The organism is Embleya sp. NPDC050493 (assembly GCF_044458105.1).
Lineage (GTDB): Bacteria > Actinomycetota > Actinomycetes > Streptomycetales > Streptomycetaceae > Embleya.
On the sequence record NZ_JBITHP010000002.1, the window covers coordinates 565,026 to 586,675 of the forward strand.

A 21,650-nucleotide genomic window follows, 5' to 3' on the forward strand; every position below is an offset into this window, starting at 1 on the left:
TCGATTGTCACCGGTGTGTGACCGTTCGCCGGTTGTGGCAACCCGGACCGGGGGTCGGCGCGTCAAATGGACGCAAGGGAGTTCAGGACGAGGGAGGAACACGCGTGCCCCGGATACACGGAGCATCGCGCACGGGGGCAGCGGGCGGCGGTATACGCCTCTTCGCGGGACTCATGGTGGCGCCGCTCATATTCATCGCAGGCTGCTCGTCCGACGGCGGCAAGACCGGACCCGGCGGGACCGGAGGCAACTCCGGCGGTTCCGGCGGTGGTTCGAACAAGAAGGCGGCGGCCGCACCCGCCACCATCGCGATCACGCCCGCCGACGGCACCAAGAGCGTGGAGACGGACGGCGTCCTCAAGGTCGACGCGACCGGCGGCAAGCTCACCTCGGTCGTGGTCACCGACGCCAAGGGCAAGACGGTGGACGGGCAGATCAGCCCCGACGGCATCGGCTGGAAGCCGGCCGCACCGCTGGCCAACGGCGGTGCCTACACGGTGGCGGCCAAGGCCGCGAACGCCGACGGCGCCGAGGTCACCGCGCAGAGCAAGTTCAACACCAAGGCCGCCGACGACACGTTCGTGGCCGACTTCAACATCGAGCCGGACAGCACGTGGGGTGTCGGCGCGATCATCTCGCTCAAGTTCAACGAGCCGATCAAGGACAAGGCCGCGATCGAGCGCAACCTCAAGGTGGTCTCCGAGCCCGCGGTGCAGGGCTCCTGGTCCTGGCTCAAGGACCTCGACGGCAGCGACCGGATCGACTACCGCCCGGAGAAGTACTGGGCGAGTGGCACGAAGGTCAACCTCAAGGCGAACCTGACCGGCGCGAAGGCGGCGCCGGGCGTCTACGGCAAGCAGACCAAGGACATCAAGTTCACCATCGGGCGCTCGATGGTGGCCACCGCCGACCTCAAGTCCAAGCACATGGTGGTCACCAAGGACGGGGCCCAGGTCGAGGACCTGCCGATCTCGGCCGGCGGCCCCAACTACCCGACCTGGGGCGGCACGATGGTCGTCCTGGACAAGGTGGACGGCATCACGATGGACTCCGAGACCGTCGGCCTGGGCGACGCCTACAACATGAAGAACGTCCGCCACGCGGTGCACCTGACCGCGTCCGGCACGTATGCGCACGGCGCGCCCTGGAACGAGGGCAAGTTCGGTCGGCAGAACGACAGCCACGGCTGCATCGGGCTGGGCGCCTCGAACGCCAAGACCTTCTTCGATCTGGTCACCCAGGGTGACCCGGTCGAGGTGGTCAACAGCACCGACAAGACCGTCAAGCCCGGCAACGGCCTCGGCGGCTGGAACGTCGACTGGGCGACCTGGGTCAAGGGCAGCGCGCTGGGCGCCGGGGCGACCGGCACTCCGGCCGGCTGAGGCTCCACACAAGAGGGTTCCGGTAAGAGGTTCCCCGCACGAAGTTTCACACGGTAGGGCGAACCGCCCGATCGCGCGATCCGACCGGTGGTCGGCATCACGCGATCGGGCGGTTTGTGCGTTTGTATGAATAAAGCGGGATGCTCCCGGCCACTCTCGATGCAACAACTCCGCGCCGCCCGTGCTCGACGAGCACGGGCAGACCGCGTTCGTTGAGCACGGCTGGAGGTCGAGAGTGAATCGGGACAGGACTGTTCGCCTCCGCTGGATCTGCCGGGCGCTCACACCGGCACTGCCGCTCGCCTTCGTCACCGGATGCGGGACCTGGGAGAAGCAGCGGAGCGCCGAGATCGAGCGGCCCGCCAAGAGCGTGGCCCGGCTCGCGGTGGACGTGCGCCCGGACCGACCCGCGCAGCCGGGCAGGCCGATCACCGTCACCGCGAGCGAGGGGCGGCTGTACGCGGTGAGCCTGACCGGCCCCGACGGGAAGCCGGTGGCCGGCGGCAACGCGGCCGGTGACGCATCGTGGTCGAACTCCGAACCGCTGGCGTACAGCACCACCTACCGGTTGACCGCGCTGGCGGTCGACGCGTTCGGGCTGACCGCCACCCGCACCGAGACGTTCACCACGCTCGCGCCGGACGCCGAGCGGCGGGTGGACTCGGTGTTGCCGGAGGCCGACACCACGGTGGGGATCGGCATGCCGATCTCCGTCACACTGGAGAAGCCGGTCACCGATCCCGCGCAGCGCGCCGAGGTGGAGAAGCGACTCCAGGTGTCCGCCTCCACGCCGGTCGAGGGCGCCTGGGGCTGGGTGGACGACAAGACCGTGCGTTATCGGCCCAGGGACTACTGGCCGGTGGGCACCAGGGTCTCGGTCACCACCAGCCTGCTCGGCGTCGACTTCGGCAACGGCGTGTTCGGCGGCCCGGGCGCGGCGGTCGGCTTCGTGGTCGGCGACTCCGTGGTCGCGACCGTGGACGCCGCGGCGCACACGATGACGGTCAGGCGCAACGGCACCGACATCAAGACGGTGCCGGTGACCACCGGCAAGCCCGGCTTCACCACCCGCTCGGGCACCAAGGTGGTGCTCGGCAAGGCCCCGCACGTGCTGATGGACGGCACCACCGTGGGCATCTCCGCGGACAGCAGCGACGGCTACCGGCTGGACGTCTCGTGGGCCACCCGGGTCACCTGGAGCGGTGAGTTCCTGCACGCCGCGCCATGGTCGGTGGGCGCGCAGGGCAGCGAGAACGTGAGCCACGGCTGCGTCGGGATGAGCGACCAGAACGCCAAGTGGTTCTACGACCAGGTCAAGGTCGGCGACGTGGTCACCGTGGTGAACACGGGGGATGCCAAGACCATGGAGCCGATCGGCAACGGCTACGGCGAGTGGAATCTGGACTGGGCGCAGTGGCTGACCCACAGCGTGGCCGGCCCGTCCACCGCCCGGCCGCTCTGAGCCCGCCGACCGCCGCCCGCACGAAAGCGCTGTACGGCCGTCTGCGGGGCGCAACGCGAAGGGCCCCACCGGGAAGATCCGGTGGGGCCCTTCGGCGTTCCTGCGCGTCCTACGGGTCGTGCCGATGTGGCGTCAGCAGCCCGGCCCCGGTCGCGTCAGTGGTGACCGTGTCCGCTGGTCAGTTCCTTGTACTCCTCGGCCGTCGGCTTCTCGATCGGCTCGGCGAAGTACCAGTGCGACATCCTCGAACGCAGCTTCTGCGAACGCTTGACCTTGCGGGCCACGCCGTTCTCGTCCTCGGCCGGCTCCAGCTCGTACGGCTTCGGCTGCTCGTGGGCGGTGAGCGTGTGCCGCACCCCGGCGTCCAGCGGTTCGTGGATCTCGATGAACTCGCCGTGCGGGAGCTTCTTGATCACGCCGGTCTCGCGACCGTGCAGGACCTTGTCCCGGTCGCGCCGCTGCAGACCCTTGCAGATCCGCACCGTGGCCAGGTAGGCCAGCACGGGCGCGATGAAGAACGCGAAGCGGCCGACCCAGGTGATCGTGTTGATCGACAGGTGGAAGTGCGTCGCGATGATGTCGTTGCCACCGCAGACCCACAGCACGCCGTAACACACGATCCAGGCGACGCCCAGACCGGTGCGGACCGGCATGTTGCGCGGGCGGTCCAGCAGGTGGTGCTCGCGCTTGTCACCGGTGATCCAGCCTTCGACCCACGGGTACATCGCGAGGAACGTGAACAGCACGCCCGGCACGATCAGGGACGGGATCAGCACGTTGAAGCTGAGCGTGTGGCCCCAGATGTTCCATTCCCAGTTCGGCATGATGCGCAGGGAACCTTCGAGGAACCCGATGTACCAGTCCGGTTGGGAACCCGCCGTGATCTGACCCGGGTTGTAGGGACCGTAGGCCCAGATCGGGTTGATCTGCACCATGCCGCCGAGGGCGGCGGTGATGCCGAACACGATGAAGAAGAAGCCACCGGCCTTGGCCGCGTAGACCGGCAGCAGCGGCAGGCCGACCACGTTCTTCTCGGTCTTGCCCGGGCCGGGGAACTGGGTGTGCTTCTGGTAGAAGACCAGGATCAGGTGCACGGTGACCAGGCCGACCATGATCGCCGGGACGAGCAGCACGTGGATGGTGAACAGGCGGGGCACGATGTCCTCGCCCGGGAACTCCCCGCCGAACAGGAAGAACTGCAGGTAGGTGCCGACCAGCGGGATGGCCAGGACGACACCCTCGGCGATCCGCAGACCGGTACCGGAGAGCAGGTCGTCCGGGAGCGAGTAGCCGGTGAAGCCGTTCACCATGGCCAGCACCAGCAGCAGGAAGCCGAACAGCCAGTTCATCTCGCGCGGCTTGCGGAACGCTCCGGTGAAGAAGATCCGGAACATGTGCACGAACAGCGACGAGACGAAGATCAGCGCGGCCCAGTGGTGGATCTGGCGCATCGCCAGGCCACCGCGGATGTCGAAGCTGATGTCCAGCGTCGACGCGTACGCCTGGGACATGTGGATGCCCTGCAGCGGCACGTAGGAGCCGTCGTAGACGACCTCCTGCATGCTCGGCTTGAAGAACAGCGTCAGGAAGACACCGGTCAGCAGCAGGATGATGAAGCTGTACAGCGCCACTTCACCGAGCATGAAGGACCAGTGGTCCGGAAAGACCTTGCGCAGGTTCTTCTTCGCCGCGCCGTAGATGCCCAGCCGACCGTCCAGCGCGTCGGCCGCGCGCACGGCGGCGTTGTCGGGAATCGGGGTGCTCTTGTTCGCCCCGCCCTTGGGTTGTTCGCTCGACATCAGCCACGCTCCCAGAAGCTCGCGCCGACCGGTTCGGCGAAGTCCTGTGTCGCGGCGAGGTTACCCGCCTCGTTCACATGGATCTTCAGCTGCGGCAGCGAGCGCGCGGCCGGGCCGAACACGACCTTGCCGTCGTCCGCCAGGTCGAAGGTGGACTGGTGACACGGACACAGCAGGTGGTGCGTCTGCTGCTCGTACAGGCCGATCGGGCAACCCACGTGGGTGCAGATCTTCGAGTACGCCACGATGCCCTCGTAGCCCCAGTCCAGTTCCTTCTTGGACTTGATGTCCTCCGGCTCCAGCCGGACCACCAGGACCGCGGACATGCCCGCCTTCTCCAACCAGCCGTGCGAGAGTTCCTCCTTCTCGCCGGCCGGGCCGTACTTCTCGACCAGGCCGTCGGGCAGCACCATGGTCAGCGAGCCCTTGACGATGTCGTCCGGCTTGATCGGCAGGCCGGTCGCCTCGTTGATGAGCTCCACGCCCGGCTTCCACTCGGTGTGCCGCAGCTTGGTGCCGGGCATCGGACCGAGGTCGCGCAGCAGCACCACGCCGGACAGTGGCACCAGGGCCATCGCGCCGATCATCGTGCGCCGGATCAGCGGCCGGCGACCGATCACCGAGTCCGCGGCACCCTGGGCGAACTCGCGGATCGCGTACTCGCGGACCTCGGGGTCCGAGGCCAGCTCGTGCCGCTCCTGGACGATCTCCTCGTCCGTCATCAGCGTGCGCGCCCAGTGGATCGCGCCGGCGCCGATGCAGAACAGCGCGAGGCCGAGGAAGCCGCCGAGCGCGAGGTTCTGGGCACCGATCTTCCCGAAGAAGAAGATGTCGATGATGCGGTGCTTGTCGATGCCGACGTACGCCCAGATGAAACCGATCGTGGACAACATCGAGATCACGAACAGGAACGCGACCTGACGTTCGGCACGCTTGGCGGCCCGCTCGTCGATGTCGGTGACGCGCGGCTCGTGAGCCGGCAGGCCGGGGTCGGCGAACGGGTCGCCTTCCGCCGGAACATGTGCCGAGGTGTGTACCTCGGGCAGGTGCTCTTCAGGCACTTCAGACTTGTCCTGGCTACTCATTTGGTCCTGGCCTTGGGGGTCCGGGCGGCAATCCAGATCGCGCATCCGATGAGCAGACCGAGCGCGATGATCCAGCCGAACAGGCCTTCGGAGACCGGGCCGAGGCGGCCGAGACCCAGGCCGCCGGGGTTCGGCTCCTTCTTGGTCGTCTCGTGGACGTACGTGACGATGTCCTTCTTCTGCTGCTCGGGCATCGTGCTGTCCGGGAACGAAGGCATGTTCTGCGGGCCGGAGAGCATGGCCTCGTAGATGTGCTTCGGGTCCACGTCCTTCAGCGGCGGGGCGTACTTGCCCTCGGTCAGGGCGCCGCCCTCACCGGAGAAGTTGTGGCACTGCGAGCAGTTCGTGCGGAACAGCTCGGCGCCGTTGACGATGTCGCCGTCGGGCGCGTACATGTTCGCCGTCGGGATCTTGGGCCCGACGCCGAGGGAGGCCACGTACGCGGACAGCTGTTGGATCTGCGCCGGGGTGTAGACCTCGGGCTTGCGCGGCGCCTGCGCGCCGGGCTGCTGAAGCGGCATTCGACCCGTCGACACCTGGAAGTCGACGGCGGCCGCGCCGACGCCGATCAGGGAGGGACCGTCGGTGGAACCCTGGGCGTCCAGCCCATGGCACGTCGAACATCCGCTCAGGTAGAGCTTCTTGCCCGCCTCGACCGCGATGGAGGCGGAGTCGTCGGCCTCCGCCTTCTTGGCAGGCGCGAACGCGGCGTACAGCCCCCCGGTAGCCGCGAGCGCGAAGATGAGTACGACGATCGCCGCCAAGGGGTGGCGTCGCCGCGCGGAGAGCTTTTTCACGGAAAACCCCGGTCCAATGTCGTCTGCGTAGTGAGTGTCGGGACGTCTACCTGATGACGTAGATCGTGAAGAACAGACCGATCCAGACCACGTCGACGAAGTGCCAGTAGTACGAGACGACGATTGCGGCCGTGGCCTGCTCGTGTGTGAACCGTCGGGCCGCATAGGTGCGTCCGAGGACCAACAGGAAGGCGATCAGGCCACCTGTCACGTGCATGCCGTGGAAGCCGGTGGTCAGGTAGAAGACCGAACCGTAAGCCGACGACGAAAGCGTCGTTCCGTCCTTGACCAGGGCGGTGTACTCCATCACCTGGCCGCCGACGAAGACGGCGCCCATCACGAAGGTGATGACGAACCACATTCTGAGCTTCTTGACGTCACCGCGTTCGGCCGCGAAGACGCCGAGCTGGCAGGTGAGCGAGGACAGCACGAGGATCGTCGTGTTGCCCGTCGAGAACGGGATGTTCAGCTCACCGGCATGCTCACGCCAAGCGTCCGCCCCGGTGACGGAGCGGATCGTGAAATACATCGCGAACAGAGCCGCGAAGAACATCAGCTCGGACGCCAACCAGACGATCGTGCCGATGCTGACCAAGTTGGGACGGTTGAGTGTCCCGTGTGTCCCGTGTGAGGGGGGCCCGGTTTCTAGTGAAGTTGCTGTCGCCACGGCGGCCATTATTGCGGTCGCCGGATCTGCCCACACTTCGGGGGGTAACCCTTGTAGAACGTGTCGGGGTTAGGCTCTGGTTCCGTGAGTGGCTCTACAGGCGATGCCGGGATGTTTCTGGCACACGCGACCCCTGGGAACGTACCGCCGGAACTGACCCCCATTCGGCTCCTGACCGGGTGGGTGTTCGAGCCGATCCCGATTCTGGTCGCGATGCTCTTCGGCGGCCTCTATCTGTACGGGGTGCACAAGCTCAGGGCCCGCGGCGACTCGTGGTCGCGGTGGCGGAGCTTTTCCTTCCTGGGACTGGGGCTGGGCACGTTCCTGCTGGCGACCGAGTCCGCGCTGGCCGCGTACGACACCGTGCTGCTGAGCGTGCACATGGTGCAGCACATGGTGCTGGCGATGATCACGCCGATCTTCCTGGCGCTCGGCGCACCGATTACCCTCGCTCTGCGCACGTTGCCGGCCAAGTGGCGCAATCGACTCAACGCCCTGCTGCACAGCAGATACGCGAAGGTGGTCACCTTCCCGGCGTTCGCCGGTTTCGTCTTCGTGCTCAATCCGTTCGCCCTGTACTTCACCCCCTGGTACGAGCTGACCTTGCGAAACACCTTCATGCACGACATGAATCACGTGCACTTCGTGATCATCGGCTGCATGTGGTTCTGGCCACTGCTGGGTCTGGATCCGATGCCGCGGGCGAGCTATCCGATGCGATTGCTCGCGGTGTTCGCGACGCTGCCGTTCCACGCGTGGCTGGGCATCGCGATCATGAGCTCGTCCAATGTCCTGGCCGGTGACTGGTACGACGACCTCGGTCGGGACTGGGGTGCGAGTCCGCTCTCGGACCAGGGCACGGCGGGCGGGATCCTGTGGGGCAGCGGCGACATCGTCGGACTGTTGGTCTTCCTGGTGCTGTTCGTGCAGTGGGCTCGCGCATCGGAGCGCGAGGCGGTGCGGGAGGACCGGCGGCTGGACCGGCTCGAACTGATCGAGGCGGGCCGCAAGGCGCGCGAGGAGCGACTGGCGCGCGAGGCGGCCGAGGCCGGCGGCGGTGTGGAGCCGGGCCTCGAAGCCGTCGGAAAATCCGTGCCGAAGAGCACTCTTCCGGGTGACTCTGCCCGAACGGAGGACGCCGACTCGGCTGTGCGAGTGGCCTCGGGTCCCGAACCGCGGTCGGCCGACGCGGCCGAGTAGCGTCGCGGCATGATCCTCGAACGTTTCCTCCGTCGCCGGCGATCGGAGCCTGTTCCCGTGCTCGTCGACGACGGCACGCTCACCGTCGTCGGTTCGTGCTTCGATCCGGCTCGGGCCGATTCGGCGGTGGTCGCGGAGATGCGGGCGGCCGGAGTGCCGGTGGAGACCGGTGTGTTCGTGATGCGGCACGTGCTCACGCTGCCGGACCTGGCCGCGGCCGACGAGGCGGCCCGGATTCTGACGCCGGACGGCTGGAGGGTGGTGACGCCGGCCCCCGACGAGCGACCGATGCGGGTGCTGATCTCCCGTCAGCAGGTGCTCACCGGCCTGGAGCCGGCCCGGGAGCGGACCCGGATGGCGGGCCTGGCCCAGCGGCTGGGCGGGAACGCCGAGGGCTACGAGGTGCTCGCGCGCGAGTGAGCGCGGGGCGCTCCCGCGGCGCCGGCTCGCCGGTGGATGGGCGCTCGGGGCGGACCGGGGCGTGACGAGGCACACATATCGCTGCGGAAAAGCGCTAACATCCGGGGCGATCCGAGTGTTGCCCCGTACTTGCATACGCAGCCCTGAACATGCGCAGCCCCGAAGACACGCAGCCCAGACACAGGCAGGTGGACATGACGCGCGGCGAGACCATGACCGTCCTCGTGTACAGCGACGACCGCAACACCCGTCGGAAGGTCACCCTCGCGCTCGGGCGCAGGCCCGCCGTCGACGTGCCGTTCGTGGAATACCTGGAATGCGCCACCGAGCCCGCCGTGATCGAGGCGATGGACAAGGGCGGCATCGATCTGGTGATCCTGGACGGGGAGACCGCCCCCGCCGGCGGCATGGGCGTGTGCCGTCAGCTCAAGGACGAGATCTACAACTGCCCGCCGGTGCTGACCCTGGTCGGTCGGCCGCAGGACGCGTGGCTGGCCACGTGGTGTCGCGCCGACGCGGTGGTCGCCCACCCGCTGGACCCGCGCACGCTCGCGGACGCCGCCGCCGACCTGATTCGGGGCCGGATCGCGGGACGCCAGCCGGCCTGACCGCATCCCGGATAACCGCCCGGCCGGGACGGGTGCGGTGGGTACGCTGTCGCGGACTTATCCGATGACACAGCGGGAGCGGACCATGGGCGCCTCGACCTCTACGAACAAGAGCGGCGGCAACCCGGCGGCCCGTTCCTGGCGGGACCTCCTGGCGGCGCTCATGCGGGGCGACGACCTGCCCGCCGATGCGACCGCGTGGGCCATGGACCACATCATGACCGGCGAGGCGACGCCGGTGCAGGTGGCCGGTTTCGTGATCGCGCTGCGCGCCAAGGGCGAGACGGTGGACGAGGTCTCCGGCCTGGTGCAGGCGATGTACGCGCACGCGTCGACCATCGACGTGCCCGGCCGCACCGTCGACATCGTCGGCACCGGTGGGGACCTGGCCCGGACCGTGAACATCTCGACGATGTCCGCGATCGTGGTCGCGGGCACGGGCGAGACGGTGGTCAAGCACGGCAACCGGGCGGCGTCCTCGGCGAGTGGGGCCGCGGATGTCCTCGAAGCGCTCGGCGTGGTGCTGGATCTGACTCCGGAGCAGGTGGCCCGCACGGCCGAGGAGGCGGGCATCACGCTGTGCTTCGCACAGCGCTTCCACCCGTCGCTGCGGCATGCCGCGCAGGCGCGCCGTGAGCTGGGCGTGCCGACCACGTTCAACTTCCTCGGGCCGTTGACCAATCCGGCCCGGGTGCGGTTCCACGCGATCGGGGTCGCGGACCTGCGGATGGCGCCGATCGTGGCCGGTGTGCTGGCCGACCGCGGGGCGACCGCGCTGGTGTTCCGCGGCGACGACGGGCTGGACGAGTTGACCGTCACCACCACGTCGCAGGTGTGGATCGTGCGGGACGGCGACGTGCGCGAGGACCGGGTGGATCCGCGCGACCTGGGGATCGCGCTGAACGGGATCGAGTCGCTGCGCGGTGGTGACGCGGCGTTCAACGCGGAGGTCGCCCGCAGGCTCCTCGCGGGGGAGAAGGGCGCCGTGCGGGACGCGGTGCTGTTGAACTCGGCCGCGGCGCTGGCCGCGCTGGGCTCGGGTGAAGGGTCGCTGACCCAGCAGTTGGCGGCCGGCATCGATCGGGCCGCGGACGCCATCGACTCCGGGGCCGCGCAGGCCGCGCTCGATCGGTGGGTGGCCACGACGCGTTCGTTCGCGCGGGGGTAGTCGGGCTCTTGCGCCGGCGGGTCGGGCCGTCGTGCTCGACCCGCGCGGCGTGGTGCCGCCTGTGTCGGTCGTGTGGGTTGCCGCTGGTTGTCGCCGGGTGGGCTTGCCCGTGCCGGTCGGGCCGGTACCGCAGGTCGGGCCGTCCAGGATGTGGGAACCGTGGGGTGGTCGTTGCGCGTGACGTTCCATCCGGTAATAATTCTGCTCAGGTCACGAGTGACAGTGGAAAGCCCCGGCTTGCTGTCCGGCAACCCTCGCTCCGCGGTGGGGTGCCCCGGGTGATGACACGGTCAGGCGTCGTAAGGCGTCCTGGCAAGCGCGGACCCCTTGCATGACGGCAGCCGATGCTCCATGTGACCCGGGGGTCCTGTACCTGGGGAGCATGTGATGGCGTGAAATCTCTTTCTCGAAACGGGCGAATCGCCCTATTCCGTACGCGCTGAGTCCTCGCGCGTCGCCCCGGGCCGCCCGTAGCCGCGGCTTACGAGACCACATTTCATCAGCGGATCATTCGGTGCGTTTCGATGTCGATCAATCGACATCCGCGGCGATGTTCCGTGCCTGCCGAGGAGTTTCGCCATGACCGTCGATACCGCTTCCACCACCGCCCTCGACTGTGACGTCGCCATCGCCGCCCCGCTGCCCGTGGTCGGGCGGGACGTGCTCGTTCCGCTGGTGACCGGTGGGGAGGTCGAATACGCCGCGCTCGACTACGGGGCGAGTGCGCCGTGTCTGCAGCGGGTGTGGGACGACGTGTCCGCGTATCTGCCCTACTACGGCAGCGTGCACCGGGGCGCCGGTTACCTGTCCCAGCTGTCCACCGACCTGTACGAGCAGAGCCGGGCCACGGTCGCGAGCTTCCTGGGGCTGCGGACCGACGACACGCTGCTGTTCACCCGCGGGACCACCGACTCGCTCAACCTGCTCGCGTCCGTACTGCCGCGCGGTACCCGGGTGTTCGTCTTCGAGACCGAACACCACGCGGCGCTGCTGCCGTGGCGACGGCATGCGGGGGTGACCCAACTGGCCGCGCCCGGATCGCCGGAGCAGGCGGTCGCGTCGCTGGAGGCCGCACTCGCCGGGTCCGGCGACGGGCCTCGGCTGGTGTGCGTGACCGGCGCCTCGAACGTGACCGGTGAACTCTTCCCGGTCGCCGAGCTGGCCGAGGTCGCGCATCGGCACGGCGCGCGGATCGTGCTGGACGCGGCGCAACTGGCGCCGCATCACCCGGTGTCGGTGGCCGACCTGGACGTGGACTGGATCGCGCTGTCGGCGCACAAGCTGTACGCGCCGTTCGGCTCGGGCGTCTTGGCGGGGCGGGGCGACTGGCTGGACGCGGCCGAGCCGTACCTGGCCGGGGGCGGGGCGAGCAAGACGGTCAGCCGGGACCACGTGGAGTGGCACGGCGGTGCGGCTCGGCACGAGGCGGGGTCGCCGAATGTGATCGGTGCCTATGCGTTGGCGTCCGCGTGCCGGGCGATCACCGAGGCGGGGCCGGCGGCGCTGGTCGCGCGCGAGGAGGCGTTGCTGACGCGCCTTCGGGCGAAGTTGGCGCAGATTCCGGCGGTGCGGACGCTGGAGCTGTTCGGGCCGGAGTCGGCGCGGGTGGGAGTGCTCTCGTTCGTGGTCGAGGGGTGGAACAGTTCGCGGTTCGCCGCGGTGTTGTCGGCGGAGTACGGGATCGGGGTGCGGGACGGGTTGTTCTGCGCTCATCCGCTGGTGCGGCACCTGTTGGGCGGGCGGGCCGATCAGCCGACCGAGTGTGGATCCCCGGACGCGCCCGAGGGTGAGCAGAACCTCAACGCGATCCGGGTCAGCTTCGGAGTGGGGACGCCCGTGGAGCACCTGGACCGCTTTGCGGCGGCGGTGCGGGAGTTGGTGGAGCGCGGGGCGGTGTGGAGCTACACGGTCGATGGGGGCCGGTGCGTTCCGGATGCGGATCCGCGGGGCGTGCGGGAATTGCCTGCGGCGTAGGGTTTTTGGCCTTGCCGGCCGGGGCGTCCTCAAGCGCCGGACGGGCTGCCGGTTTGGGTTGCCCGGGTGGGGTGTTGCGGTGGTGCATGGGCCCTGGTGGGCTGTGCGCGGCCTTGCCGGGGGTGTCCTCAAGCGCCGGACGGGCTGAATTGGGTTGCCTGGGTGGGGATGTTGCGGTGGTGCATGGGCCCTGGTGGGCTGTGCGCGGCCTTGCCGGGGGTGTCCTCAAGCGCCGGACGGGCTGAAATTGGTTGCCCGGGTGGGGGTGTTGCGGTGTTGCTTGGGCGGGCCCGGCTGGGGCGGCCTTGCCGGGTGTCCTCAAGCGCCGAACGGGCTGGTTTGGGTTGCCTGAGTGAGGGTGCTGCGGCGGTGCTTGGGCTTGTTCGGCGGAGGGCGGCCCGGGCGGGGCGTTGTGGCTTGTATGGGCCCGGCCCGGCTGGGAGCGGCCTTGGCGGGGGTCCTCGCGCGCCTTGGTGGAGGGGAGGGGTGGCCCTGCCGGGGGTTGGAGGTCCGGCAGGGCTGTGGGGTTACTCCAGGCCGATGGCGAAGGCCGCTTCGAGGTCGTGGTGGGAGTAGGTGCGGAAGGCGATGTGGGTCGTGGTGGCTTCCACGCCGGGGACCTTGTTGAGGCGGCCCGGGATGACGTCGGCCAGGTCGTCGTGGGCGCGGACGCGCACCATGGCGATCAGGTCGAACTCACCGGTCACCGAGTAGACCTCGCTCACGCCCTCGATCGCGGCGATCGCCTCCGCGATTTCCGGGGTCTGGTCCACACGCGTCTTGACCTGCACGATCGCGGTGATCACGGGGTAGTCCTCCGGCTCTCGACGACAAGATGCCCGAGCTTAGTCGGCGCGCGACCCGCGCGGGCAGCCGCAGCGGGAGGAAGGACCGCGCGGTCGACACTCCCGGACGTCACCCGATCGAGGTGGTTTGCCCCGGACAGACCCTGGGTGCCGGCGGTCGGCCGAGGGCGAGCAGGTCGGCCAACTCGTGCCGTCCGCTCTCGTGCATCCGGCCGATGAACGCGCGCAGGACGTGTGCGGTGGCCCGGGCGTCGGCCAAGGCTCGGTGGGTCGGGTCGGTGGGCGCGTCGAAGTACCGTGCGAGGGTGCCCAGGCGCATGTTCGGCACCGTCCCCGGGGGCAGCAGCGCGCGGGCCAGCGCGAGTGTGTCCACCACCTGGAGGTCGGGCCAGGGCCGATCGCACGCGAGGCTCGCCGCATGCAGAAACCCCACGTCGAAGGGGGCGTTGTGGGCGACCAGGATGGCGTCCTCGGCGAAGCGGGTGAACGCCGGCAGCACCAGGTGCAGCGGCGGCGCGTCGGCCACCAGGTCGTCGGATATCCCGGTCAGGTCGGTGATGAACTCGGGGATCGGTACACCGGGCGCGACCAGGGTCGCGAACTCGCCCAAGCGGTCCGATCCGCGCACCCGGACCGCGGCGATCTCGGTGATCCGGGCCTCCAGCGGATCCAGGCCGGTCGTCTCCAGATCGACGACCGTGAACACCTGTCGTTCCACCTCGTCACGAATCGCTCGTGACCCGGGCATGGTTCGCAACTCGTGGCCCGGGGCGATACTGTCCGGCGGGCGGGAACGCCGCGGCGAGTCGGCCGCCGGCAAGCCCTGATTCGCCGAACCTCGTGACCGGCAATCCCGGTGCGCGGTGCTGCTCATGTACCGGACGGTACGTTTCCGGCCCGACACGGCCGCGCCCAGGTACCTCTCGCCGCCCGGCATCATGGGTGTACGCGGACCCACTCGCGATCCGGAAAAGGCTCGCAAACGCGAAACAGGAAGGGAACACGCATGTCGATCCAGGCCCCCACCGAGGACACCCGGTGGCGTTGCTCGCTCTGCGGCAACCTGACCCGGTTCGACGTGACGCGGACCACCAAGGCGGTCGAGTTCACCCACCTCGACCTCGCGGGCGTCGCCCGGGTCGAGGAGCGGGAGATCGTTTCCGACGAGATCGAGTCGGTGCGGTGCCGCTGGTGCAACGCGACCGACTCCGTCGAACTTGTGGCGCGACCCGACGCGAGCTGAGTGCCGAAAGCGTGCGGCGACAATGGGACTGTGCATCGTTTCGGCATCGGGGCGGCCCGGCGTGGCCGTCCCCGGTCCGGAACGCGCCATGATCAAGGCGTCGGCGTCCCGGCAACGGTGACGCGGGGAGGGGCCTCAAGGGAACGGGAAGGACCGGAGGAGCAGTGAGCGGACCGGATACCCGCGCGGACGCGGTCACGCCTGCGCACGCCACCGAAGCCGCCGAGGCGGTGCCGGCTGCCGAGCCCGACCCCGACCCGCAGTCCCGGACCGAGGCGGGGACCGACCTGCCCGGCGCTCTCGACGAGCCCGAGGCTCCCGTCGACCACGCGGTCGACCCGGAGCCGGACGGCCCCGGCCCCACCGATTCGGCGGCCCACGCGCACCCGCCCGGGCCGGCGGATGCGGAGATCGAGGCCCGGTCCCGGGCCGCGGTCGCGGAATCCGATGCCGCCGCGGAATGCGACGCCCCCGCCGAGCCGGAAGCCGAGTCGGCGCCGGGGCCCGCATCGGACGCCGCCGAGCCTGTTGCCGACCCGGGAGCCGGTGCCCAGACCGACCCGGAGCGGGAGGACCCGCCGCCCGCCGAGCCCGAGACCCTGTCCGGGCCGCTGCCCGAGGCGGTTCGGGTGCGGGTGATCTCGGTGGCCGCCGACGCGCTCGGCACGATGACCGCGGACGAGGTGCCCGGCCCGCTGCGCCGGTTCGCCCGCTTCACCCACCAGCGCCGGGCCAAGTTCGCCGCGACACCGCTGGCCGCCGCGCTGGAGAACGATCCGGTGTTCCGGCAGCGCATAGCGGAGCGCTTCCGCAAGGGCCTGCCGGAGATCTCCGAGGCTCTCGAAGCCGGCAAGGTGCCCGCGGCGGCCGACCCGCTCGACGTGGCCGCCGCCGCATACCTGCTGCGTCCGCGCGGCTGGGTCCGGCTGATCGAGACCGCCGGCGACGCGGCCAAGGAGGCCGCCGCCGACCGTGCCGAGGCCGAGGCCGCCGAGACGTTGTCCCGCCTGGAGCACGAGGTCGGCGTACTGCGCGCGGCCTCCAAGACCGAGCACGAACGGCTGCGCGCGGAGTTGGAGACGGCCCGCAAGGAAGCCGACCACCTGCGCCGCCAGGTGCGCGGGCTCCAGGGCAGCGCCAAGCACGAGGAGAAGGAGGCCCGCCGGGCCCGCTCCGAGCTGGACGCGGTGCGGGTCGAGGCGCAGGCCGCGATCGCCGCCGCGGAGAAGGAGGCCCGCCGGCTGCGCGGTCGGGTCGCCGAGGTCGAATCGGCCCTGGAGGCCAGCCGCCGGGCCGCCCGGGAGGGACGCAGCATGGAGGACACCCGGGTCCGGCTGCTCCTGGACACCGTCCTGGAGGCCGCGCAGGGGCTGCGCCGCGAACTCGCGCTGCCGCCGGTGGGCATCCGGCCCGCCGACATGGTGGACGCGGTGGTGCCGGGCGCGTCCGGGATAAAGGACATCGCCCAGCGCGCGTTGGAGGGCGACGACCCGGCCCTGCTCGACCAGCTGCTCGCGCTGCCACAGGCGCACCTGGTGATCGACGGCTACAACGTGACCAAGACCGGCTATCCCACGCTCGCGCTGAACAAGCAGCGTGATCGGCTGGTCGGCGGTCTGACCGGGCTCGCCGCGCAGACCGGCTGCGAGGTGACCTGCGTGTTCGACGGCGCACAACTGGATGCGCCGGTGCTGTTGGCTCCCGCTCGTGGGGTGCGGGTGATGTTCAGCAAGCCGGGCGAGACGGCCGACGAGCTGATCCGCCGGCTGGTCCGGGCCGAGCCGCCGGGCCGCCCGGTCGTGGTGGTCTCCACCGACCGCGAGGTGGCCGAGGGCGTGCGCAAGGCCGGTGCGCGACCGGTGCCCTCCACCATGCTGCTGCGCCGGCTGACCCGCGGCTGAGCACAGGCGTCGAAGGCGCACGGGCGCCGTTCGCACCATGTGTCGGTGCCGCTCCCTACCGTTGACGGGGAAAGTCGACGAAAGGGGAGAAGCCACATGCGCATCGCCTGTCGTACGCACCGAGGCCGCGGGCGCACCGGCGCCGGCTGCGCGATACCGGCCTCGATCGGGCCGGCGCTGATCAGCGCTCGATCGATCGACTCCGACATATCATCCGAATTATCCGGCGCCTCCTCGTATGCCGACTCCGGGGAATACGGCGAGCGCGCCGACCACCCCGACTACGCCGAGCTGGACGAGGAAACCCTGAGCGCGCTGCGGCTGTTCGCAGCCGAGGGCATGCTCGCGGCGGCCGGTGCGCAGCTGCGCGAAAACGGCGAAATGATGAGCGCCCGCCGATCGCTCGATCGTAAAACATGACCCTTTTCCACTGAATTGATGGCCCAAGCCATGAAATTCGCGGATTGATTTGAAGCGATCGTGTTTGGGTGGCTAGGGTCACCGGTCGAGCGCCCGCGCACTCGACCGTCCGATCCGGACGGCGGGTAGCCGGGCCCGGAGAAGGAGCCCGCCGGTGGCGTCCCATCGCAGGTCGAAAAGGGCCGGCAATACCCGGATCAGCGTGCTGACCGTCGCCGCCGTCACGGCGGTGGCGTTCGGGCCGAACGTCTCGCACGCCGACCCGGCGCCGACCGCGGAGCAGGTGCGGCAGCAGGTCGGCGAGCTGTACCGGCAGGCCGAGGTGACCACCGAGGAGTACAACGGCGTCGCCGAGCGGCAGTCCCGACTGCGCGAGCGGGTGGTCCGCGCGCAGGAGCGGATCGCCGACACGCAGGCCGAACTGGTGGCATTGCAGGGCGGCATGGGTTCGATGGCCGCGGCCCACTACCGCGCCGGTGGCATCGACCCCACGCTCGCGCTGCTGATGTCGGAGAGTCCGGACGAGTACCTGTCCCGCGCCGTCACCCTGGACCGGCTGGCCGACCGGCAGCGGCACGTGGTGGCGCGCGTGCAGTCCACCCGGCGCGCGCTGGAGCAGGAGCGCCGCGAGGCCACCGACACGCTCGCCGCCCTGGAGGCCGGGCGCAGGGAGCTCGCGGCGGCGAAGGCCGCGGTCGAGAGCAGGCTGGCCCGCGCCCGGGTACTGCTGAACACACTGGACGCGGCGGACCGCGCGGCGTTCCTGGCCGGGGACGGGCCCGCCCGGGACGGCACCGGCCCCGACCGCGCCGCACGCGAGGACGTCCGGTCGCCGGCGGCCGTCGTGGAAACCGCGAAGTCCTCGATCGGAGGCCGGGCGGCGATCGCCGTGGCCGCCGCGACGAGGGCGCTGGGCAAACCGTACGTCTGGGGCGCCACCGGGCCCGACGCGTTCGACTGCTCCGGTCTCACCGGCTGGGCGTGGCGACAGGCCGGCGTCGCACTGCCGCGGACCTCGCAGGGGCAGGCCGGTGCGGGGCGGGCGGTCCCGCTCGCCGAGATCCAGCCGGGTGACCTGGTCGCCTACTACGGCGGCGCCGGGCATGTGGGCATCTACGTCGGCGCCGGACGCATCATCCACGCCCCCAAGCCGGGAACCAACGTGCGCTACGCGCCGCTGAAGTCGATGCCGATCGCCAAGGTCGTCCGACCCTCCTGACCGGCCCCGCCCCGATCGGCGGCCCCGGTCGGGGCGCCGGCCCGGTCCGGTTCGGCCGGCCGTTCGCCGCGCCCACGTTACGATCGACGACGTGGATGACCCGAATCGGGCCGCGCGCCGGATCCGCAGCCTGCTGCCCGTCCTGGTCGTGTTGTGCGCACTCGCCCAGCTCGGGGCCGTCCTCGGGGTCACCCGGCTCGTCTCGGACACGGTGACCGACGCGCCGTCGCGACCGCGCGCCGGCGTCTTCGCCGGTCCCGGTCGGCCGTCCGCGGACGGCGGCGAACAACACGCCAACGCGCGCCGGATAGCGGTCGGCGCACTTCTGGAGCGGCGCTCGGCCGCGTTCCTCTCCCGCGACCGCGAAGCGTTCGGTGCCACCCTCGATCCGCAGGACGCCGCGTTCCGGCAGTCCCAGATCGGTGTTTTCGACAACATCGCCGAGGTGCCGTTCGCGGGGTGGGAGTACGAGATCGTCACCTCCGACGCGTTCGACCTCTCCGCCGCGCGCAAGAGCGCACTCGGCGCGCCCACCTTCACCGCGCAGGTCGACCTGCTCTACCGGATCACCGGACACGACGTCGCCCCGGTCCGGGTGCCGCAGTACCTGACCTTCGTGCTGCGCTCGGGCACCTGGTACCTCGCGGGCGACACCGACGGCGCCGCGGCCGGGATGCGCACCCCCACCCAGGTGTGGGACCTGGGCCCGATCACCGTCGTACAGGGCACGCACAGCACGGTGCTCGGCATCGGCACCCGGGCCGCGCTGCGCGAGTTCGCCGACACGGCGGACAAGGCGGTACCCCAGGTCAGCGCGGTCTGGGGGGAGTCCTGGCCGGGACGGGCGGTGGTCGTGGTGCCCGGTACCCAGGCGCAGATGGCCCGGCTGCTCGGCGCCGAACCGAGCAAATACCTCAAGATCGCGGCGGTGACCACCGGCGAACGCGGCGCGGCCTCGGACGCGGCCGCCGCCGACCGGGTGGTCGTCAACCCGGACGCCTTCCGCGAACTGGGCGACCTGGAGCGGCGGGTGGTGATGGCACACGAGATCACCCACGTGGCGAGCCGGGCGTTCACCCGGGCCTGGACGCCGACCTGGCTGTCCGAGGGCTTCGCGGATTACATCGGCTACCTCGAATCGGCGCAGACGATGCGCACGGCCGCGCCCGAGCTGCGGCGGGACGTGAAGGCGGGCAAGGTGCCCACGCAGCTGCCGGCCGACCCGAGCTTCGAGACCACGCAGGAAGACCTGCCCCAGGCGTACGAGATGGGCTGGCTGGCGTGCAAACTGATCGCCGAGCGGTGGGGGCAGGCCAAACTGGTCGAGCTGTACCGTACGGTCGGCGCCGAACGGCCGCCCGGCGTCAACGCGCCCGACGCGGCCTCGGCGCTCGCGTCGGCGATGGTGTCCGTCCTGGGCACCAACCCCGACGCCTTCACCAGGACCTGGCTCGACTACCTGCGGACGCAGGCCGGATGACGGGGGCACGGCGGGCATGTCGGTCCAGAGGTTGTTGCTGATCTGCCTGGTCTGCACGGGCGTGGTGCTGCTGGTCGCGATCGTGGTGACCACACCGTGGCGCCCACTGGCGGAGCCGCCCGGCGGTTTCACCCACCCGGATGCGGCCCGGGACTTCACCGCCGCCGAGATCGCCCGGGGCCGCTCGCTGGCCGAGGCCGCCCGGCCACCCGCGTACCTGTCCATGGTGCTCTCGCTGGTGGTCTCGCTCGTGCTCGGGCTCACGCCGGTCGGCGCACGCCTGATCGAGGCGGTGGCCCGGCCGGTGGGCGGGGGATGGGTGTGGCGGATCCTGCTCGGCGGCCTGGCGCTGGCGCTGATCGGGCGGCTGGCCACGCTTCCGTTCGCGGCCCGCTCCGAGGTGGTTCGGCGACGGTACGGGTTGTCCGTGCAGTCGTGGGGGAGCTGGTGGCTGGACCTGGCCAAGACCTTCGCGATGTCCACCGGGCTGCTCCTGCTGGTCGTGCTCGGGCTGTACGCGCTGATCCGCGCCTTGCCTCGGGCCGGCTGGCTGATCGCGGCGGGCGCCGGCGCGCTGCTCGTGGTGGCGATCTCGTTCCTGTACCCGCTGGTGGTGGAACCCGCGTTCAACAAGTTCCACTCGATGCCGGAGGGGCAGCTGCGCACGTCGCTGATGGAGCTGGCCGAGCGGGACGGAGTGCCGGTACGGGACGTCCTGGTCGCGGACGCGTCCAAGCGGACCACCGCGCTCAACGCGTACGTGTCCGGGTTCGGCTCGACCCGGCGGATCGTGGTCTACGACACGACCGTGCGGGACGCGGACCCGCGCGAGGTGGAGCTGATCGCCGCGCACGAGTTGGGCCACGCCAAGCGCAACGACGTGCTGCACGGGACGCTGATCGGCGCGGCGGCGCTCGCGGCCGGCGTGTGTGCGCTGGGCCTGCTGATGACGTGCGCGCCGCTGCTGCGTCGGGTGGGCGCGGACGGTGCGGGCGACCCGCGCTCGCTGGCCCTGCTGCTCGCGGTCGTCGCGGTGATCGGCACGGTGGCCGGGCCCGGCGAGATGTTGATCAGCCGCCGCCTGGAGGCCCGAGCCGACGTGCACGCGCTCGACCTGACCCGCGACCCGGACGCCTTCATCCGGATGCAGCACAATCTGGCCGTGGCCAACCGCTCCAACGTCACCCCGAACCCGATCCTGCAAGTCCTGTTCGCCTCCCACCCGTCCGCTCCCGAACGCATCGCGCTGGCGCGCGACTGGGAGAAGCTGCACGGGAAGCGGTAGGGCGGGGGCACCGGGAGCTGCACACGAAGACCGGGGCGTCCGCTACGGGCCGGCCTGGATGCGGACGACGGTCACGAGCAGTTGCCCGGACGATACCTGGTAGACGACGAAGATGCTGCGTCCGAGGGTTGCCTCGCGCCGGTCCCTCGAGTAGGTCGCGCTCGATCCGCACCCATACGGGTCGTTGGCGATCGCCGCCATGCCCGAGTCGAGGTCGGTACGTTGCGCCGGAGTGAGCTGTGAACGGACCTTGGCACAGTCGTGGGTGTAGTCGATGCGAAAGCTCATCCGGATTCACCCTTTTCGGCTTCCCGGCGCTTCTCCTCGATGAACTCCCGCTCGCGGCGCTCCAGCATCTCGAACACGGCCCGGTCCTCCTCCTCGCCTGTCGTGGGCTTGAGCGCCCACTTCGCGAGCAGCGCGAACAGTTCGTTCGCCGGGCAGTCCTCGACAGCCTCGTTGAACTCCTTGCGCAAGTCCTCGGGCAGCGACTCCCGGATGGTCCGCACGGTCGCGGGCAGTTCGACAATGGCCCCACCGATGTGTGTCTTGAATGTCGCCGCCATGGGGCGCACCTCCGTTGCGATCGTGTTGTCTCAGTGTGCTTCGACGCCAACTGCTCGTACAGGAGCGCATCGGGTGCGTCGGGGGCTCACGTCGTCGTGGCGCGCTCCGCGGTGCAGCAATCGCACCTGCGCGGCGGGTCGTTCGTCGGATGGGCCGGACGCGGGTCG

The 21,650-nt window shown here is 70.3% G+C and carries 21 protein-coding genes and 1 riboswitch; of the genes, 13 read left to right on the forward strand and 8 right to left on the reverse strand.

Going from position 1 to position 21,650, the window contains the following annotated elements; all coding sequences use genetic code 11:
* The first annotated feature begins 176 nt into the window (after positions 1–176).
* Together ACIBM5_RS05740 and ACIBM5_RS05745 are read left to right on the forward strand one after the other, a co-directional pair.
* Complete coding sequence (locus tag ACIBM5_RS05740; RefSeq protein ID WP_391582696.1) at positions 177–1,382, forward strand: Ig-like domain-containing protein; 1,206 nt, start codon at positions 177–179, stop codon at positions 1,380–1,382.
* A 235-nt stretch (positions 1,383–1,617) separates the two neighbouring features.
* Positions 1,618–2,844, forward strand: a complete 1,227-nt coding sequence (locus ACIBM5_RS05745; protein WP_396005566.1) for an Ig-like domain-containing protein — start codon at positions 1,618–1,620, stop codon at positions 2,842–2,844.
* Between the two features lie 155 nt (positions 2,845–2,999).
* Here the strand turns inward: ACIBM5_RS05745 and ACIBM5_RS05750 are convergent, their stop codons facing one another.
* The 4 genes from ACIBM5_RS05750 to ACIBM5_RS05765 are packed head-to-tail and all read right to left on the reverse strand — an operon-like array spanning position 3,000 to position 7,201.
* A complete protein-coding gene (locus tag ACIBM5_RS05750) occupies positions 3,000–4,643 on the reverse strand; it encodes a cytochrome bc complex cytochrome b subunit (RefSeq protein ID WP_396005567.1) in 1,644 nt (547 codons plus the stop codon).
* A complete protein-coding gene (locus tag ACIBM5_RS05755) occupies positions 4,643–5,728 on the reverse strand; it encodes a Rieske 2Fe-2S domain-containing protein (protein ID WP_391582693.1) in 1,086 nt (361 codons plus the stop codon). Before ACIBM5_RS05755 ends, ACIBM5_RS05750 begins: the two co-directional genes overlap by 1 nt.
* A complete protein-coding gene (locus ACIBM5_RS05760) occupies positions 5,725–6,525 on the reverse strand; it encodes a cytochrome c (RefSeq protein WP_355542237.1) in 801 nt (266 codons plus the stop codon). The genes ACIBM5_RS05755 and ACIBM5_RS05760 overlap by 4 nt, the downstream gene beginning before the upstream one ends.
* 46 nt (positions 6,526–6,571) lie before the next feature.
* Positions 6,572–7,201, reverse strand: a complete 630-nt coding sequence (locus ACIBM5_RS05765; RefSeq protein WP_391582692.1) for a heme-copper oxidase subunit III — start codon at positions 7,199–7,201, stop codon at positions 6,572–6,574.
* A 75-nt stretch (positions 7,202–7,276) separates the two neighbouring features.
* Between ACIBM5_RS05765 and ACIBM5_RS05770 the strand changes: the two genes are divergently transcribed.
* The 5 genes from ACIBM5_RS05770 to ACIBM5_RS05790 all read left to right on the forward strand — a co-directional run bounded on the left by ACIBM5_RS05770 (position 7,277) and on the right by ACIBM5_RS05790 (position 12,562).
* Positions 7,277–8,392, forward strand: coding sequence for a cytochrome c oxidase assembly protein (locus ACIBM5_RS05770; protein ID WP_396005569.1), 1,116 nt, complete (start codon positions 7,277–7,279; stop codon positions 8,390–8,392).
* A gap of 57 nt (positions 8,393–8,449) precedes the next feature.
* Entirely contained in the window at positions 8,450–8,812 is a 363-nt protein-coding gene (locus ACIBM5_RS05775; RefSeq protein WP_396005570.1) for a hypothetical protein, read from the forward strand.
* Positions 8,813–9,006: 194 nt separating this feature from the next.
* Positions 9,007–9,420: a response regulator transcription factor gene (locus tag ACIBM5_RS05780; RefSeq protein ID WP_020552994.1), complete on the forward strand. Its 414-nt coding sequence runs from the start codon at positions 9,007–9,009 to the stop codon at positions 9,418–9,420.
* Positions 9,421–9,505: 85 nt separating this feature from the next.
* Complete coding sequence (trpD, locus tag ACIBM5_RS05785; RefSeq protein WP_396005735.1) at positions 9,506–10,588, forward strand: anthranilate phosphoribosyltransferase; 1,083 nt, start codon at positions 9,506–9,508, stop codon at positions 10,586–10,588.
* 208 nt (positions 10,589–10,796) lie between these two features.
* Positions 10,797–10,913, forward strand: a riboswitch (SAM riboswitch).
* A 254-nt stretch (positions 10,914–11,167) separates the two neighbouring features.
* Positions 11,168–12,562, forward strand: coding sequence for an aminotransferase class V-fold PLP-dependent enzyme (locus ACIBM5_RS05790; protein ID WP_396005571.1), 1,395 nt, complete (start codon positions 11,168–11,170; stop codon positions 12,560–12,562).
* Between the two features lie 527 nt (positions 12,563–13,089).
* Here the strand turns inward: ACIBM5_RS05790 and ACIBM5_RS05795 are convergent.
* A complete protein-coding gene (locus ACIBM5_RS05795; protein ID WP_360304948.1) occupies positions 13,090–13,368 on the reverse strand; it encodes an Lrp/AsnC ligand binding domain-containing protein in 279 nt (92 codons plus the stop codon).
* 109 nt (positions 13,369–13,477) lie between these two features.
* A complete protein-coding gene (locus tag ACIBM5_RS05800; protein WP_396005572.1) occupies positions 13,478–14,074 on the reverse strand; it encodes an exonuclease domain-containing protein in 597 nt (198 codons plus the stop codon).
* Positions 14,075–14,374: 300 nt separating this feature from the next.
* On the opposite strand from ACIBM5_RS05800, the gene ACIBM5_RS05805 reads away from it, so the two are divergent.
* The 6 genes from ACIBM5_RS05805 (at position 14,375) to ACIBM5_RS05830 (ending at position 20,916) form a co-directional block, all read left to right on the forward strand.
* Entirely contained in the window at positions 14,375–14,611 is a 237-nt protein-coding gene (locus ACIBM5_RS05805; RefSeq protein ID WP_020552989.1) for a hypothetical protein, read from the forward strand.
* Positions 14,612–15,210: 599 nt separating this feature from the next.
* Positions 15,211–16,512 (forward strand): NYN domain-containing protein, encoded by a 1,302-nt coding sequence (locus ACIBM5_RS05810; protein ID WP_391583071.1) that lies wholly within the window; start codon positions 15,211–15,213, stop codon positions 16,510–16,512.
* 96 nt (positions 16,513–16,608) lie between these two features.
* Positions 16,609–16,932 (forward strand): hypothetical protein, encoded by a 324-nt coding sequence (locus ACIBM5_RS05815; protein WP_396005573.1) that lies wholly within the window; start codon positions 16,609–16,611, stop codon positions 16,930–16,932.
* A gap of 154 nt (positions 16,933–17,086) precedes the next feature.
* Entirely contained in the window at positions 17,087–18,151 is a 1,065-nt protein-coding gene (locus ACIBM5_RS05820; RefSeq protein ID WP_396005574.1) for an NlpC/P60 family protein, read from the forward strand.
* A 91-nt stretch (positions 18,152–18,242) separates the two neighbouring features.
* Positions 18,243–19,631 carry a hypothetical protein gene (locus ACIBM5_RS05825; protein WP_396005575.1) on the forward strand — a complete coding sequence of 463 codons (1,389 nt, stop codon included), beginning with the start codon at positions 18,243–18,245 and terminating at the stop codon, positions 19,629–19,631.
* Positions 19,632–19,647: 16 nt separating this feature from the next.
* Entirely contained in the window at positions 19,648–20,916 is a 1,269-nt protein-coding gene (locus ACIBM5_RS05830) for a M48 family metallopeptidase (protein ID WP_396005576.1), read from the forward strand.
* 42 nt (positions 20,917–20,958) lie between these two features.
* On the opposite strand, the gene ACIBM5_RS05835 is transcribed toward ACIBM5_RS05830, so the two are convergent.
* Together ACIBM5_RS05835 and ACIBM5_RS05840 are read right to left on the reverse strand one after the other, a co-directional pair.
* A complete protein-coding gene (locus ACIBM5_RS05835; RefSeq protein ID WP_396005577.1) occupies positions 20,959–21,204 on the reverse strand; it encodes a hypothetical protein in 246 nt (81 codons plus the stop codon).
* Entirely contained in the window at positions 21,201–21,482 is a 282-nt protein-coding gene (locus ACIBM5_RS05840; protein ID WP_396005579.1) for a hypothetical protein, read from the reverse strand. Before ACIBM5_RS05840 ends, ACIBM5_RS05835 begins: the two co-directional genes overlap by 4 nt.
* Positions 21,483–21,650: the final 168 nt, after the last annotated feature.